A 16,365-nucleotide genomic window follows, 5' to 3' on the forward strand; every position below is an offset into this window, starting at 1 on the left:
ATTACTGTAAAATAGACGTTGATTTAAATAAAAAACAGGTAAAGAAACAATATGGAAAAAATAACCAGGCTTATGGTGTTAGCCTTTATTGTTATTGGTATTTCTTCTTGTGGTAAGATGGGTGAATTGGAACGTGTCAAATCGTCATTATTGGTCATGCCAAGTATCACTCAAACAGTATAATAAATCTTGGGTTTTTCTTATCAAAATCACATACTTCATACTGAATCTGTCAATATTACAGACTTGATAGAGATTTATGGATCGCCACTTTATGTCTATTCTCGCACTGATATTGAGAACAACTGGTATGAATTTGATCAAGCATTTGGTACACATCCACATTTAGTTTGCTACGCAGTTAAAGCCAACTCTAATTTAGCAGTGCTTAATATTTTATCTAAAATAGGTTCAGGTTTTGATATTGTATCCATTGGTGAATTAGAGCGCGTTTTATTTGCTGGAGCAGATGCGTCCCGCTGTGTATTTTCAGGTGTGGCTAAAACAAAGGCTGAAATTAAACGCGCTTTAGAGGTAGGTATTTTTTGTTTTAATGTTGAATCCATGGCGGAGATGAATCGTATTGAACAAGTGGCAAAAGATATGGATATGCAAGCACCAATTTCGCTACGCGTTAATCCTAATGTTGATGCAAAAACACACCCGTATATTTCAACAGGACTGAAAGAAAGTAAATTTGGTGTTGATATTGATGATGCTATTCCTATCTATCAAATGGCACATAATTCACCTTATTTAACCGTCAAAGGATTGGATTGCCATATTGGCTCACAATTAATAGAGGTGTCCCCTTTTTTAGATGCACTTGATAAGGTGCTTGAGCTGGTTGCCAAACTTGATAAAATTAGTATTCGTATTACTCATTTGGATTTAGGTGGTGGTGTTGGCATTAAGTATGATAACGAACAAACGATTGATATTAATGCTTATATTGTCTCAATTATTAACAAAGTGAGTGATTTAAAAGTTATTTTAGAACCGGGTCGGGCGATTATTGGCAATGCTGGCATATTTATTACCAAAGTTGAATTCTTAAAGCAAAATTCATATAAGTCATTTGCAGTTATTGATGGCGCAATGAATGATTTATTGTCCCCTGCCCTTTATCAAACTTATCATCAAGTATTGCCTGTTAATGAAAATACTAAAGGCGTTGATGCTAATTGGGATTTGGTGGGGCCAATTTGTGAAACAGGTGATTTTTTAGCTATAAATAGAAAACTTCTCTTATCTGAGGGGGACTATTTAGCACTCATGTCTACTGGTGCTTATGGTTTTTCCATGAGCTCAAATTATAACTCTCGTCCTAGAGTAGCGGAAGTAATGGTATCAGGCAATCAACACACACTAGTGCGAGAACGTGAAACCATTCAAGATTTATTTAACAAAGAGTATATGGTTGATGATTAAATTAACCAACAATCAAAAAAAAATTCTTAGATCGAAAGGCCATACTCTAAAGCCTGTCATAATAGTAGGACAACACGGATTAAGTGAGTCTGTTTTGGTAGAGCTTAAGGCAATCATGGAAAAGCATGAATTGCTAAAAATTAAAATACGTATTGACGAGAGAGAGAGAAAGCAAAAAATAATTGATAAAATCATTGACACTTCTAATGCTCACTTGGTACAAATAATTGGCAACATTGTGGTGATTTACCGCGGCTTTGATGAAGAACCACAAATTATTCTTCCAAGACAGTAAGGGTCTAATGAAGATTGCAATTAGTGCGGCAGAAACCTCAGGCGATCTGATTGCTTCCAAGTTAATTCAATCCTTAAAAAAACAAAATCCTAATGTCACTATTGAAGGCTTGGCTGGGGATAAAATGACGGCTGCTGGATGTATACAACATTGGGATCAAAGGCAAGTTAATGTGATGGGCTTTAGTGAGATTTTAAAGAAATTGCCGTCTTTATTGCGCTTACGCAGACTTATTATTGCTTATTTTTCTAATCAAAAATCTGATGTTTTTATTGGTGTTGATGCACCAGATTTTAATTTTGTAATTGAGAGAAAGCTTAAATCTCAAGGCGTAAAAACCGTGCATTTTATTTCGCCTTCGGTTTGGGCTTGGCGCCAATCTCGGATTAAAAAAATTAAACAATCAACAGATTTGATACTGTGTTTATTTTCATTTGAGGTGGATTTTTATCAAGCGCATAATCAAAGAGCGCTATTTGTTGGGCATCCTTTAGCACAGAGTTTTCGACCTAGAAAGTCGTATATTAAGACAAAAAATATTCTTCTAATGCCGGGCTCTAGGCAAAGTGAAATTAAGCTGTTGCTGCCTGAGATGCTACTGGCAGCTAAAATAATGTCCACACAAGACCCAGCGCTAATCTTTCACTTGGCTTTAGCGAATGATGAGTTATTAGATTGGGCAACTGCTCAGGTGGGGAATATGCCAGTTGAGATTTCGCTTGGGCATGCACATGCACATATGTTAAATACAGATTTGGCATTGGTTGCATCAGGTACTGCGGCATTAGAATTGACGTTGGTTGGTGTGCCTATGGTAGTTATTTATAAGTTGTCTAGTTTTAGTTATTTTATTGCTTCAAGACTGGTTAAAAGTAAATATATTAGCCTGCCAAATATAATTGCTAATAAAAATTTAGTGCCAGAGTTGATTCAAAATAATGCAAGTGGCAGCAATATCGCCAAACATGCTATGGCAATCATGAGTCGTGATAATAAAGCGTTAATCAAAGAATTTAATGCAATCCATCAGCAGTTAGACTTAGATGCTAGTGATGAATCAGCACGTATTATTTATGAATTTATTAACGAATAAACACATTCTTAATAGTGTGGTGTTGGCGTTAGCTGAGGACTTTGGTACTGGAGATGTTTCTGCTGATTTATTATTAAACAAAATAATCATAGCTGAGATTATATCAAGAGAACCCGGCGTTATTTGTGGTATAGAATATGCACAAAATACATTTTTATCACTTGATGATAAAATCAAACTAGATTGGAAAGTTAAAGATGGTGAATGCATTAGTTCAGGGCAGGTTTTGTGTGTTTTAATAGGCGCTTCTAAGGCCATTATTAGTGCTGAAAGAGTGGCGCTTAACTTTTTACAGATGCTAAGCTCTGTGGCGACAAAAACTCACTATTTAGTGAGTAAAATTAATCATACCAATGCACAATTACTAGACACTAGAAAAACCATTCCCGGATTAAAATTGGCGCAAAAATACGCAGTAAAATGCGGCGGCGGTGTTAACCATCGTATGGGCCTGTATGATTGTATTATGCTGAAAGAAAATCATATTATTGCTTTAGACTCAATCACCTTGGCAGTTAAATTAGCAATAGAGCAATACCCAAATCTTTCTTTAATTGTTGAAGTGGAAAACTTAATCCAATTACAAGAAGTGCTCACACTTAGTGGTGTAACCCGAGCATTGTGTGATAATTTTTCCATAAGTGATTTAATACAAGCAGTTGACATGGCTAAAGGTAAATTACCCTTAGAGGCTTCTGGCAATATCAATGAAAATACCATTGTGGAAGTGGCTAATACTGGCGTTGATTTTATTTCTACAGGCAGTATCACTAAGAATATTCAGGCAATAGACTTGTCTTTAAGATTTGTTTGAGGCAAAGAAAATTGGGCTGGTTAAATCGTCTTTAGTATTGTAACTTAGAGGCTTTCCATCTTGGCTAACAACACTGCCGCCTGCACCTTGTAAAATACATACGCCAGCAGCGGTGTCCCATTCGGAACAAGGACCAAATCTTGGGTAGTAGTCATATCTACCTTCTGCAATAGTGCAAAATTTTAGGGCGCTACCCAATTGAGATACTTTATAAGTACCGCATTCTCCTAAATGGTTTTGCAGTTGTTCGTTGTGTGACGAGCAATGGCCAATGACAATTTTTAAAGGGTGATGGTTAGTGTGTACATTTAATGGTTGGATAACATCTTCTTGTTGTTTGAACGCTTTGTTTACATCTGTTGTATAGTAGTGTGTTTTGCTTAGTGGTGCATAAATCATGCCAAATATTGGCCTGTGTTGTTTAATATAGGCAATACAAATACAAAACTCACCTGTCTGCTCAAGAAAGTCACGCGTGCCATCAAGCGGGTCAATTAACCAGTATTCATGCCATTTAGAGCGTTCAGAAAATTCAATTATTTCAGATTCTTCTGAAAATATGGGCGTATTTGGTGTGAGTTTTGAAAGTGCTTCAATAATCAGTTCATGTGCGTTTTTATCAGCAATGGTCAGTGGCGTTTCATCTAATTTGATTTTAATATCAAGCTCACTTTTATAAAGTGACATAATCATGCTACCAACTTGAGTGGTTAGCCTAATTAGTGGTGGTATGAGCAAATCAAACATGGTTATATTATCATACCTCATTGGATATGATAAGTATTGATTTTTGATAAAAATGGTGGGCCTACTTGGACTTGAACCAAGGACCAATCGATTATGAGTCGATTGCTCTAACCAACTGAGCTATAGGCCCTAAAGGATTATTCTAGGAAGCTTTGTAATTTATGCGCACGAGAAGGATGTCTTAGTTTGCGTAGTGCTTTGGCCTCAATCTGACGAATGCGCTCACGAGTAACATCAAATTGACGACCAACTTCCTCTAAAGTGTGATCAGTATTCATATCAATACCAAAACGCATTTTTAATACTTTGGCTTCGCGAGGCGACAAGTTAGACAGTAATTCACTTGTAGCTTCTTTTAAGCTTTCCTTGGTGGTTATCTCAACAGGTGAAGATAGATTGGTGTCTTCAATAAAATCACCGATATTAGAGTCTTCATCATCACCAACTGGTGTTTCCATTGATAGCGGCTCTTTAGCAATTTTTAGAATTTTGATGATTTTGTACTCTGGCAGTTCCATTTCAGTTGCTAATTCTTCAGGAAAAGCCTCGCGGCCAAACTTTTGCAAGAGTTGGCGACGTACACGATTAAGTTTATTAATAGTCTCAATCATATGAACTGGAATACGGATAGTTCGTGCTTGGTCTGCAATAGAGCGAGTAATGGCCTGACGAATCCACCAAGTAGCGTAAGTAGAAAACTTGTAACCGCGACGATATTCAAATTTATCAACCGCTTTCATTAAGCCAACATTACCTTCTTGGATTAAATCTAAGAATTGTAATCCGCGGTTGGCATATTTTTTTGCAATTGAAATCACCAGCCTAAGGTTTGCTTCAATCATTTGTGATTTGGCTTTTTTAGCACGACAATCGCCACGGCGATAGATTTTGTTTAATGCTTTGAGTTCAACAATAGTGAGTTGCATCTCTTCTTCAAATTGTTGAAGATTTTTTTGTGCATAATAAATCTCATCTTTACTGATCTTTAGTTTTTCCTCAATTTTCTCATCTAGTTTAATGGTGTTAAACCAATCAAAATTGGTTTCATTATTAGAAAATAATTCGAAAAAATGTAATCGATCCATGCCTGCATCTAAGCAAACATTTTGAATGATTTTTTCTTGTTTTTTGACTTGATCCACGCGGTCACAAATAACCTCTATCATGGTGTTAACCAGTTTGGGTGCTAGGCGTAAGTCTGACAAACTTTTGGATAATTGTTGACGTGCTTCAATTGTTTTTTTATGACGGAAGCCAAGTTTCTCGTTAGTCTTGTTGTAAGTTTCGGAGTATTTTGATACGGTTTCGAAACGGTTATACACCTGATTTTCATCGGGCCCTGTATATTCCATTTCTTCCATGTCTTCATATTCTTCATCATCATCAAACTCGCCTGCATCAAAAGCGGCTTTTTTTGCAGCAAAGTCTTCTGCGTCACCTTGATAGCCGATAATAACATCGGTCATCTTGCATTTTCCTTCTTCTAGGCGGGTATGTGCTTTGAAGAAAAAGTCAGTAATCATAGGATATAAAGTAATGCTTCGCATGATTTCAAACACACCAGCTTCAATTTCTTTAGCAATGCAGATTTCATCTTCTTGTTCTAGTAAATTAACAACACCCATTTCACGCATGTACATTCTAACTGGGTCTGTTGTTCTGCCAAATTCTGAATCCAATGCTGCAAACGCAGCTATTGCTGCCTCTGCTGACGTTGATTGTGCTTTAGTACCAGATTCAACCACTAGAGTATCTGCATCTGGCACGGTATCAGAAACGGTAATATCCAACTCTTCAAGAATCGTGACAATGGGTTCTACTTGCTCTTGGGTTAATAAATCTTCTGGCAGAATGTCATTAATTTCAGAGTAGGTTAAATAGCCTTTCTCTTTACCAACCATGATTAGTTTTTGTAATGCTTGCTTGTGTGCTTTAGTTGTGGATTTCATAAATTAAAGTTAATGTGTCTGACAAACCAAGGGATGGATTATACCCAAAGTTATCAGTTAAAAATCATAGACTTGTGCTGTGGTGTTTTTTACCCCGACTATTATGTAAAAATAGTACTAATAGATTGTTCTTCGCTAATTCGTTTGATAACCTCAGCTATCGTTGGTGCAATGGATAATTGCCTAATTTTAGAGCAGTTGGCAGCATCAACATTAAGTGGAATGGTATTGGTTGTTACTAATTCATTCAGTTCAGAATTGTTAATATTGTTAATTGCATCACCAGAGAGTACTGCATGGGTCGTATAGGCCACTACTTCTTTAGCGTCCCGTTGTTTCAAAACACTAGCGGCTTGGCAAAGTGTGCCAGCGGTATCAACCATGTCATCAATCAGAGTGCAAGTTCTACCTTCAACATCGCCAATAACATTCATGATTTTAACCATATTGGGCGCTGGGCGTCGTTTGTCAATAATGGCAAGGTCTGCATCATTTAATCGCTTTGCAGCGGCACGCGCCCTTACTACGCCGCCTACATCAGGAGATACGACAACGATGTCTTGGTAATTTTTAGATAGGATGTCTTCAATTAGAACGGGTTGGGCGTAAATATTATCAATTGGGATGTTGAAAAAGCCTTGAATTTGGTCTGCGTGTAAATCAACGGTTAATATCCGATCAACACCTGCAGATTCAACCATTTTTGCAGCAAGTTTTGCTGTAATGGGTACACGCGTTAAGCGTGATCTTCGGTCTTGTCTTGAATAGCCAAAATAAGGTACAACAGCGGTAATTCGTGCTGCTGATGAGCGTTTAAGCGCATCAACAATAACCAAAAGTTCCATTAGGGTTTCAGCCGGAGAAGGCCCACAAGTAGGTTGAATGATAAACACATCACAACCACGTACATTCTCTAATATTTCAACTTGGGATTCGCCATCACTAAATCTACCCACAAGTGCCTTACCTTGTACAATATTTAAACTAGAGATAATTTCGCCAGAAAGTTCAGGGTTAGCATTACCACTAAAGATTTTAATTTTGTCAAGAGACATAGAGGATTAATCAATACTATTAAAGTGGTTAAATTATACGCCGATAAGGAGATAAAATATAAAAAGAAGTTGGCTGGGCTGGCAGGATTCGAACCTGCGCATGACGGGATCAAAACCCGTTGCCTTACCGCTTGGCGACAGCCCAATTGTGAATCGGAGAAATATTGATTGCACGCGACACAAAACTCATCCATTTTTTTGGCACTTTTTTAGCCGCTACCAAGGCATCTTTCTCAGTTAAGAATTCATTAAAAACACAACTACCTGTGCCACTCATTCTAGCTTGACCAATATAATTAGCACGTGTGTTAAGATATTCCAGTGCAATAGAAATTTCTGTTTCTAATTCTATGGCAGCTTGCAAGCAATCATTGTGAGTGTTTTCAAGTTCAAAGAAGTTGGCTATTTTCCCTTGAGGTTTGCTCATTGTCAATGCATAATGAGCAAAAATTTCTCTGGTTGAAGTATGTTTGTTAATAAAGATCACCAAAAAATAATGATTAGGGGTTTTAATAGGGCTTAGAATTTCTCCCATACCTTCCGCCCAAGCGCTTTGAGCAAAGATAAATACGGGTACATCTGCACCTAGACTTAACCCCAATTTCATCAGTTGTACTTGGGTTAATTTTGTACCCCAAAGTTGATTAAGTGCCACTAATGTGGTTGCTGCATCTGAAGAGCCACCTCCTAAGCCACCACCAATCGGAATATGTTTAACAATTGAAAGATTAACGCCCAACGTTGTGCCAGTATATTGTTGAAGTGCTTTGGCCGCTTTAACGATTAAGTCTTGATTTTGTTCTACATTTTCATTACCACTGATGCGTTTAATGACTCCATTATTGCTTACTGTGTAAGTTAGTTTATCGTAATAATCAAGCAGCTGAAAAATGGTTTGCAAATTATGATAACCATCCTCTCTTTTGTTGTTAATGTGCAAAAATAAGTTAATTTTTGCAGGGGCAAGCCAAGTGCTAGACATTAATAAAAACGTTTCGGTAGTGTTTTAACTCATCAATTGAGTCTTGGATATCAGAAAGTGCCAAATGTGCGGAGTCTTTTTCAAATACCATTTTTGCATTAGGCTTCCAGCGCGCAACTAACTCTTTAAGGGTAGAAACATCAATATGACGGTAGTGAAAAAATTGCTCTAGTGTTGGCATATAATTATACAAAAAACGCCTATCTTGACAAATAGTATTGCCACACATTGGGGAGGCTCCTTTGTTAACATATTTTTCTAAAAATTCTAAGGTTTGGGCTTCTGCTTGTTTGTAAGAAATGTTACTTTCTCTAATGCGTCTAAGCAGCCCAGAACTGGTGTGATGTTCGGTATTCCATTGGTCCATGTTACTTAGAATTTCATCATTTTGATGAATGGCTAAAGAAGGACCTTGTGCAAGAATATGAAGTTGCGCATCAGTGACAACGGTGGCAATTTCGATAATGACACTCTTTTCAGGCATAAGCCCTGTCATTTCTAAGTCAATCCAAATAAGATTGGTTTCTTTATTCATCATAAAAACCTATATTAACAACCCGTTGATTCGCGAATAAAATCATCTAATTTTTGATGAGCCGCGCCGCTGTTTAAAATATTAAGTGCTTTATCAACACCCTTCTGTAGTGAATTTGCAAGTCCACACACATAAATAGCCGCGCCTGAATTAAGGGCAATGATGTTTTTAGCCGCGCCATCTTTGCCATCAAGTGCTTGTTGAATCAGCACTAATGAGTCATCCGCATTGTTGGCTTTAATATCATCCAAGTCACCCAGTAGCAAGCTAAAATCAGTAGGGTTGATGGTGTAAGTACTAACTTGACCATCTTTCAATTCAGCCACAAACGTGTCATCAGCAATTGAAATTTCATCTAAGCCATCTTTAGAATGCACAACCATAATATGTTTGGCACCTAAATTTTTTAAAACATAAGCAATCGGTTCAACTAAAGATTGAGTATATACACCTATGACCTGATTAGGTGCTTTAGCAGGGTTGGTTAATGGACCTAAGACATTAAAAATAGTTCTAATAGCAAGATCTTTGCGCGCGCTAATGACGTATTTCATGGCAATGTGATGAAAGGGTGCAAACATAAACCCGATACCAATTTTTTCAATACATTTACCAATTTTTTCAACACTCATATCAAGATTAGTACCCGCTGCCTTTAAGACATCAGCACTACCTGATTTTGAAGAAACGCTACTATTGCCATGCTTAGCAACTGACCCGCCAGCGGCTGCCACAACAAAGGCACATGCGGTTGAAATATTAAATAATCCCAGTTCATCACCGCCTGTGCCACAAGTATCTACCAAGTGTTTGGTGTTCTTAATGGTGACACCTTTGGCCAGAGAACGCATTATTTTGGCAGCGGCAGTAATTTCATCAATACTTTCACCTTTTATCGCAAGGCCAACTAAAAAACCACCAATTTGTGCATCGGTGGTTTTGCCTGTCATAATGTCATTCATTACCTTATGCATTTCACCTTCGCTAAGGTCTTGTTTTTCAATAATTTTCTTAATTGCTTGCTGTATGTTCATGGTGTTATTGGCTCATAAGTGATTCAATGTCGTTGATTTCTTTAGCGAGGGATTTGGTTAGCACTGTATTTCCTGATGTTGTTACTAATACATCGTCTTCAATTCTAATGCCAATATTGTGATAAATTGGATTAATTTTATCATCCTTATGGATATAAATACCAGGTTCAACAGTGGTTATCATACCAGCTACAAATTTTCTGTGATTACCATTCTTTTTGTATTGCCCTGCATCATGTACATCAAGACCAAGCCAGTGTCCTGTGCCATGCATATAAAACTGTGATAAGTCACCGCCAGTTTTTAATATACCAAGGTTAATCAAATCTTGTTTGATTGTATTAGTGGCAACTTTATGAGGTTCATTAATTTTTACACCAGGTTTGATGATATTAATGGCATTGATTTGAGCATCAAGCACGATTTGATAAATTTGTTTTTGTGCAGGAGAAAACTGACCACTAACTGGAAAAGTTCGGGTGATATCTGAGGCGTAACAATCCACTTCAGCGCCAGCGTCAATCAAAATCAAGTCGCCTTTATTGAGTTTTTTGTTATTTTCTATGTAGTGCAGTACGCAAGCATTTCCACCTCCTGCAACAATAGCTGTGTAAGCGTGTTGGGCATTATTCTTAGTAAAGTATCCGTCAAAAATACTTTGCACTTCAAATTCAAACATATTGGGCTGGACTGCTTGCATTGCTAATTGGTGTGCTTTGATTGAAATATTAGCAGCTTTTTGCATGGTGCTTATCTCGAGTGTGTCTTTAATAAGGCGCATCTCATGTAAAGTTGGGATAAGTGATTTCAATTGATAGCTTGATAAAAGGCGTGTAATGTTGTTGTCTAATTGGCAAGTTTTAGCATCAAAGTAAACTTGATTATTAAGGATTATTTGGGGTAATTTTTCTTTTAATAAATCTATAGAGAAAGCATGATCTGATTTTAAGACATTGGACGCATTATCAATCCCTAAACGTTTTCCACTCCAAATTTCACGTGCTTTGTCTTTAGGGCGTAAAAATATTGTGTAGTTGTCTTTAGAAAAAACTGCCAGAGCCTCAGGTTCTTGGAAGCCAGTTAGGTAGTAAAAATCACTATGTGCGCGGAAAGGGTAATTAACATCACCAGAGCGATTCTGTTCAGGATTGGTGCTAATAACAACAACTGCATTGCTGTCAAGCTGGTTTAGCAGTGTGTGCCTTCTTTTTTGATGTATCATTTTTTATCAAATATGGCTTAATTGTATGAACATTCCTATTCACTATTTATTACGCACAAAGATACCATGAAACACGTACGATTGTACCAAAATGTTCCCTTGCAAATTAATGAGAAATTGATGCTTGATGATACGCATCACGCCACTTGGCAAAAGTATTGTGTTTTTCACAAGGCCAAGAGATTACTTTATTAACATTGAGCTTGGCAATGGAATAGGTTTGTGCTTCATCATCGTACTAAATATTCATTATTAGAAATGAACAAGGTTAATCAAGCAACTATTATTATCGGGCCAGAAGGTGGATTGAGCGACCAAGAAATTGCAAATGCAAACGCACAAGGCGCTCAAAGTTTGCTAATATGCAGTTGTTATGGGGTGGTTAATGTGTTTAGGGCTTTTTGAATGGGCTCTAATATGTTAATAAGTTTTTTACGAATGGCAGAACCTGTTAAATTGTGCGCTGAAATAGTGCTAATGACCAAACGTTCACTTACACCTGCTAGTAGCATCCTAGCAAAGAGCTTTTCTTTTTCATCTTTGGTGTCATGAGTTATGATATTGGCTTGATTAATGATATTATTAATAGATTCTTTACAAGTGATTGAAGAATGAGATAAATACTGTCCAAGTACGTTCAATGTACGATACAAAATAGTTTCTTGGTTGATTTTTTTTAAAATATGAATCAAGGTTTTTAATAGCAACTGTGCTTGTTTGCTAGAAACGACTTGCAAGTCCTGATGCTTGAAGTCAAGCGGAGTTTGATCAACTTCGCTGGGTAGATTGCTCTGTATACGCTCAATAAAGCCAACCAAAAGTGCTGTTTTTCTTTGACCTTGTTCCCATAATTTAGCCTTTTCTTGTTTGCTAATTAAATCTTTTTGTAAAATCAAATTGGTGGTATCGATTAATTGTTCTACATCCTGTGTAAATGGCAAAAATTCTAGTAAATAGTGGGCAATATCTTTGCCAACTTTGGTATTAATACACAAATCTTTAGTAAGCAGGAGACGACCAATTTCGGCTTGATTGTCAGTATTAGTAGCACACCACCAAGCCAGTTTTAGCAAATCTTTATCAAGATTGGTTGCATTTGACACCGCTACAACTGCTTCAACTTCACCCAGTTTGAGTAGTGATGCAAGGTTTGATGACGCCACTTGCCCTATTCTTGACCAGCGCTTTAAATACGACGGGTAGCCACCCATTGTGTCTAGTATTTGGTTAATCAGAAGTTTTTTAACTGCCTTAATATAGGCATCGCTATCATATGTTGGGTTTAAATCAATCGCCTGCTCTTTGAATTGTGCATTGAGTCCAACCACGACCAATTTATAAGTATCAATGCGAATTGCAATTGAAGTGCTAATAAGAACATTCAGTTTAAGGATGTCTTCAGTACTTAGCATTTAAAAGCCTATTGAGTTGTGATAATGAGTGATTGGCAACAAAGTCTTTAAAAATAACCAGCGACTGTTTACCGATGTTGATTATCACCAAAAATTTAGATTGATATGTATAGTAAGCTTGAGGGTATTCATGAGTTTGATGATGGTTATTTATTGTTTTAATTAAGCCTTTGGTAAGGTTAATTCTTTTAATGGCATTGTTTGTTAGTAATAAAATTTGCCTATTCAAATAATACCAATGCGCAACAAGCAATATACTAATAACAAGACTAGTATATAAATTAAAACAAAGTTAATAAGTGTAGTAGCGTTGATAAAATAACTTTTTAAGGGCTTAAGTTTGATGTTTAATGATTCACTCATCATTACCCAATTCTATACCTATCTCATTTGCCCTATCAAAGGCAGCACGTATTGCATGGGCAATAATCACTTCAAAATTCTGGTCTTGGAAAGATTCAATTGCTGCTTGAGTTGTGCCATTTTTTGAGGTGACTTTATTGCGAAGTTGTTGGGGCGAATCCTCAGAGCTGCTTGCCATCATACTTGCGCCCAGTGCAGTTTGAATGCTTAATTTTTGCGCCATTCTTTCATCTAATCCTAATGCTGCACCAGCTTTAGTCATTGATTCAAGCATTAAGAAAAAATATGCAGGGCCACTACCAGAAACTGCCGTAATTGCATCCAACAAACTTTCATCGTCTACCCATAAGCATTCGCATACAGAGTTGAGTATATTTTCTGCTAAGGATTTTTGTTTGCTTGATACTTGCTCATTAGCAAATAAACCTGTAATACCTTGCTTGAGTAGAGCAGGCGTGTTAGGCATGGCACGTACAATGGCTTGATTGCCACCTAGCCAGCGCTCAATGTCACGTGATCTAACCCCTGCAGCAATAGATATAATGAGCGTATTAGTTGTAAGTTTCTTTTTTAAAACTTTACAAACACTAGATAATACCTGTGGTTTAACAGCAAGAACAATAACGTTACACTGAGCTGCAAGTTTGGTATTATCCGTAAAAATCTCAAGGTTAAATTCAGCTTTCCGAAGGGATAATAATGCCTCATTGGTGTCACTAATTTTGATTTGATTGTGTTTAGTGCCATTGTTAATCAGCCCAGAAATGATGGCATGTGCCATATTGCCAGCGCCGATAAAACCGATGAGTGAGTTTTGCATAACGAATGTTTGAAGAAATAATATAATGTGTATTTTACCAAAATAGTGTTGCTAAAAAATACAAGGATGACAATGAAATTTTTTAACCCAAAATTAATTATGATTGATGTAGACGGAACCTTAATTGATAGCGTCCCAGATTTAGCCTATTGTGTTAATGAATTGATGAGAGCGATGAATAGAACGCCATGGAGCGAGGCCAAGGTGCGCCACTGGGTTGGTAATGGTGTGCCAAAGCTGGTAGAAAGGTCATTAACTGGTGAGCTTGAGGCGAGCGTTAATAAGCAAGATTTTGACAAAGCCTATCTAATTTTCTTAGAGCTATATAGTGTTAATACTTCCGTGCGTTCATGTTTATATAGTGGTGTAAAAGAGAGTTTGGATTATCTAAAACAACAAGGTTATATACTAGGCTGTGTGACCAATAAGGCCAAGCAATTCACCTTACCAATTTTGAAAGATTTGGGTATTTTTGATTATTTTAGGTTGGTGGTTTCTGGTGATACCTTGGCAAAGAAAAAGCCGGATCCATTGCCGCTATTACACAGCGCTGAATTTTTTAACGTTAATCCGAAAGATTGCCTAATGCTTGGCGATTCAATCAGCGATGTAGCCGCCTCACGCGCTGCTGGATTTAAAGTTATTTGTATGTCGTATGGGTACAATCATGGCAAAGATATTCAAGATGCCAATCCAGATTTAGTGATTGATTCAATGTTTGAACTTAAAGATTATTTATAACTAGTATCAGTAAAATGTATTCACATGGATACATTTGATAACCAACATATTTGGCACCCATATGCCAAAATTCCTAACGAGATTCCCACCTATTTGGTTGAATCGGCCAAGGGTGTTTATTTAACTTTAGAAAGCGGCAAGCACGTTATTGATGGTATGAGTTCATGGTGGTCAGCCATTCATGGTTATAATCACCCAGTACTTAATAAAGCGATTGAAACGCAGTTAGGGAAAATGTCTCACGTCATGTTTGGCGGGCTAACCCACCAGCCTGCGATTGAGCTTACTAAAACGTTATTGAATATCACACCTGATCATTTAACCAAGATATTTTTTACCGATTCTGGTTCAGTATCAGTAGAAGTTGCCCTCAAGATGGCACTCCAATATTGGCATAATAAGCACCAAGCCAATAAGCAAAAATTTATCACCATTCGGGGTGGCTATCATGGCGATACATTTGGCGCTATGAGTGTGTGCGATCCAGATGATGGCATGCACCATTTATTTTCAGGCGTATTGCCACAACACTTTTTTGTTAAAAGCCCGTCTATTGTATCCACGGATGAGGCATTAGCAGATTTGAGGGCGACATTAAAGAAAAACGCAGGTTCAATTGCAGCCATGATTTTAGAACCTGTTATACAAAATGCAGGTGGTATGAAAACATACAACCCCCAATATTTACTTAAAGCCAAAGTACTTTGCAAGCAATATCATGTTCTATTCATCTTAGATGAAATTGCCACCGGTTTTGGACGAACTGGACACTTATTTGCACTTGAACATGTCAATGTTAAGCCCGATATTTTATGCTTAGGCAAGGCATTAACAAGTGGCTATATGACTTTAGCAGCCACACTAACTACCGATGATGTCTCAAACGCAGTCGGTACGCTTATGCATGGTCCTACCTTTATGGCAAATCCATTGGCTTGCGCTGTAGCCAATGCTAGTATTGAATTATTACTCAATTCCCCTTGGCAAAATAACATTGCTAATATCGAAGAAATATTGAGTGCAGAATTATTACCTCTTCAAAAGTATGCACAAGTTAAAGATGTGAGAATTTTGGGCGCTATTGGTGTGATAGAACTCACACATGAAATTGACATACATCCAACTCAAAAACATTTAATTGAATTGGATGTTTGGCTCAGGCCTTATGGAAAATTACTCTATACCATACCACCGTTTATAATTACTGATGATGAGCTTTTAACAATTATTAATGCCATTAAAACGATTGTAGGGGAGTTGTGAAAGGGTTTATTATTTGCAATGTATGGGTTAATATGATTTGGTGGATCTATCTCATTAGTCATAAGCCAATATGCATATTCAGGATGGGCATTACACAGTTTCTTTATAGTTTCATGTCTTGGTTCTTGCTCACTTTTTTTTGAACCTTTACACGCTTCTCATTTTTATTTTTACTAAACTTGTCATTTCAGCTTGTGTATAGCCCTCTATTTTCCTCACTAATTTTAATTTTTCGTTAAATTTCGTAAAGTACTTGATACGACTATAAAGTCGTATCTGTGCTGATATAGCTGTTTAATCTGTTTTTAATCAAATTAAACCAAGAATGCACTTAATTTAGCATGTTAGTAGATGAATTTACCCAAGAGTATATAGAGAAGGGTCGTTAGACACCATATTGATATATTTATCACTATGGCAGTATCTCCAGTAACTGGAATTTCATCTGAAAAATATGCCGACATGACTGGTATTCCTCACAAGCGCGTTAAAGACTGGTGTTTAGAAGGCGCCTTAACTTGTAGGCGATTGGACAACAATGGTAAGGAGATATCAAACTAGTCTAAAAATCCTAAATTAGGTCATTGGTATATTGATACGTCAAAACGT

Annotated in this window: 18 protein-coding genes and 2 tRNA genes; 9 read left to right on the plus strand and 11 right to left on the minus strand. The window is 37.1% G+C overall.

Annotated elements, in window-relative coordinates:
* The first annotated feature begins 51 nt into the window (after positions 1-51).
* Genes HUE58_RS07195 through nadC form a run of 5 tightly spaced genes read left to right on the plus strand, consistent with a single transcriptional unit; the run spans position 52 to position 3,633 of the window.
* Positions 52-183, plus strand: a complete 132-nt coding sequence (locus tag HUE58_RS07195) for a hypothetical protein (RefSeq protein WP_277998003.1) — start codon at positions 52-54, stop codon at positions 181-183.
* Positions 184-189: 6 nt separating this feature from the next.
* A complete protein-coding gene (gene lysA / locus HUE58_RS06330) occupies positions 190-1,431 on the plus strand; it encodes a diaminopimelate decarboxylase (RefSeq protein ID WP_174606135.1) in 1,242 nt (413 codons plus the stop codon).
* Positions 1,424-1,726, plus strand: coding sequence for a ribosome assembly RNA-binding protein YhbY (gene yhbY / locus HUE58_RS06335; protein WP_174606136.1), 303 nt, complete (start codon positions 1,424-1,426; stop codon positions 1,724-1,726). Before lysA ends, yhbY begins: the two co-directional genes overlap by 8 nt.
* 7 nt (positions 1,727-1,733) lie before the next feature.
* Positions 1,734-2,819, plus strand: a complete 1,086-nt coding sequence (gene lpxB / locus HUE58_RS06340) for a lipid-A-disaccharide synthase (protein WP_174606137.1) — start codon at positions 1,734-1,736, stop codon at positions 2,817-2,819.
* Entirely contained in the window at positions 2,800-3,633 is an 834-nt protein-coding gene (nadC, locus tag HUE58_RS06345; protein WP_174606138.1) for a carboxylating nicotinate-nucleotide diphosphorylase, read from the plus strand. Before lpxB ends, nadC begins: the two co-directional genes overlap by 20 nt.
* Here nadC and cysQ read toward each other — a convergent pair.
* The 9 genes from cysQ to HUE58_RS06390 form a co-directional block, all read right to left on the minus strand.
* On the minus strand, positions 3,619-4,380 hold the full coding sequence (cysQ, locus tag HUE58_RS06350; RefSeq protein WP_174606139.1) for a 3'(2'),5'-bisphosphate nucleotidase CysQ: 762 nt from the start codon (positions 4,378-4,380) through the stop codon (positions 3,619-3,621). The genes nadC and cysQ overlap by 15 nt on opposite strands.
* A gap of 53 nt (positions 4,381-4,433) precedes the next feature.
* Positions 4,434-4,510, minus strand: a tRNA-Ile gene (locus tag HUE58_RS06355).
* 7 nt (positions 4,511-4,517) lie between these two features.
* A complete protein-coding gene (gene rpoD / locus HUE58_RS06360) occupies positions 4,518-6,329 on the minus strand; it encodes an RNA polymerase sigma factor RpoD (protein WP_174606140.1) in 1,812 nt (603 codons plus the stop codon).
* Between the two features lie 101 nt (positions 6,330-6,430).
* Positions 6,431-7,384, minus strand: coding sequence for a ribose-phosphate pyrophosphokinase (locus HUE58_RS06365; protein ID WP_174606141.1), 954 nt, complete (start codon positions 7,382-7,384; stop codon positions 6,431-6,433).
* A gap of 70 nt (positions 7,385-7,454) precedes the next feature.
* Positions 7,455-7,529 (minus strand) — tRNA-Gln (locus HUE58_RS06370).
* Positions 7,509-8,366, minus strand: coding sequence for a 4-(cytidine 5'-diphospho)-2-C-methyl-D-erythritol kinase (gene ispE / locus HUE58_RS06375; RefSeq protein WP_174606142.1), 858 nt, complete (start codon positions 8,364-8,366; stop codon positions 7,509-7,511). Before ispE ends, HUE58_RS06370 begins: the two co-directional genes overlap by 21 nt.
* A complete protein-coding gene (orn, locus tag HUE58_RS06380; protein ID WP_174606262.1) occupies positions 8,359-8,901 on the minus strand; it encodes an oligoribonuclease in 543 nt (180 codons plus the stop codon). Before orn ends, ispE begins: the two co-directional genes overlap by 8 nt.
* Positions 8,902-8,915: 14 nt before the next feature.
* Positions 8,916-9,935: an anthranilate phosphoribosyltransferase gene (trpD, locus tag HUE58_RS06385; RefSeq protein WP_174606143.1), complete on the minus strand. Its 1,020-nt coding sequence runs from the start codon at positions 9,933-9,935 to the stop codon at positions 8,916-8,918.
* A 4-nt stretch (positions 9,936-9,939) separates the two neighbouring features.
* Positions 9,940-11,157 (minus strand): aminopeptidase P N-terminal domain-containing protein, encoded by a 1,218-nt coding sequence (locus tag HUE58_RS06390; RefSeq protein WP_174606144.1) that lies wholly within the window; start codon positions 11,155-11,157, stop codon positions 9,940-9,942.
* A gap of 222 nt (positions 11,158-11,379) precedes the next feature.
* Between HUE58_RS06390 and HUE58_RS06395 the strand changes: the two genes are divergently transcribed.
* Positions 11,380-11,562 carry a 16S rRNA (uracil(1498)-N(3))-methyltransferase gene (locus tag HUE58_RS06395; RefSeq protein ID WP_174606145.1) on the plus strand — a complete coding sequence of 61 codons (183 nt, stop codon included), beginning with the start codon at positions 11,380-11,382 and terminating at the stop codon, positions 11,560-11,562.
* Here the strand turns inward: HUE58_RS06395 and HUE58_RS06400 are convergent.
* Positions 11,529-12,569: a hypothetical protein gene (locus HUE58_RS06400; protein WP_174606146.1), complete on the minus strand. Its 1,041-nt coding sequence runs from the start codon at positions 12,567-12,569 to the stop codon at positions 11,529-11,531. The two genes, HUE58_RS06395 and HUE58_RS06400, sit on opposite strands and share 34 nt — an antisense overlap.
* A gap of 355 nt (positions 12,570-12,924) precedes the next feature.
* The gene (gene proC / locus HUE58_RS06405) at positions 12,925-13,752 is read right to left on the minus strand and encodes a pyrroline-5-carboxylate reductase (RefSeq protein ID WP_174606147.1); all 828 of its coding nucleotides are present in this window, start codon (positions 13,750-13,752) and stop codon (positions 12,925-12,927) included.
* 72 nt (positions 13,753-13,824) lie between these two features.
* On the opposite strand from proC, the gene HUE58_RS06410 reads away from it, so the two are divergent.
* The 3 genes from HUE58_RS06410 to HUE58_RS06420 all read left to right on the plus strand — a co-directional run bounded on the left by HUE58_RS06410 (position 13,825) and on the right by HUE58_RS06420 (position 16,317).
* Positions 13,825-14,493 carry a phosphoglycolate phosphatase gene (locus HUE58_RS06410; RefSeq protein ID WP_174606148.1) on the plus strand — a complete coding sequence of 223 codons (669 nt, stop codon included), beginning with the start codon at positions 13,825-13,827 and terminating at the stop codon, positions 14,491-14,493.
* 24 nt (positions 14,494-14,517) lie between these two features.
* The gene (gene bioA, locus HUE58_RS06415; protein ID WP_174606149.1) at positions 14,518-15,756 is read left to right on the plus strand and encodes an adenosylmethionine--8-amino-7-oxononanoate transaminase; all 1,239 of its coding nucleotides are present in this window, start codon (positions 14,518-14,520) and stop codon (positions 15,754-15,756) included.
* 414 nt (positions 15,757-16,170) lie between these two features.
* A complete protein-coding gene (locus HUE58_RS06420) occupies positions 16,171-16,317 on the plus strand; it encodes a hypothetical protein (RefSeq protein ID WP_174606150.1) in 147 nt (48 codons plus the stop codon).
* The last annotated feature ends 48 nt before the right edge of the window (positions 16,318-16,365 follow it).

It is taken from the genome of Candidatus Ruthia endofausta (genome assembly GCF_013342985.1).
Classification (GTDB): Bacteria; Pseudomonadota; Gammaproteobacteria; order PS1; family Pseudothioglobaceae; genus Ruthia; species Ruthia endofausta.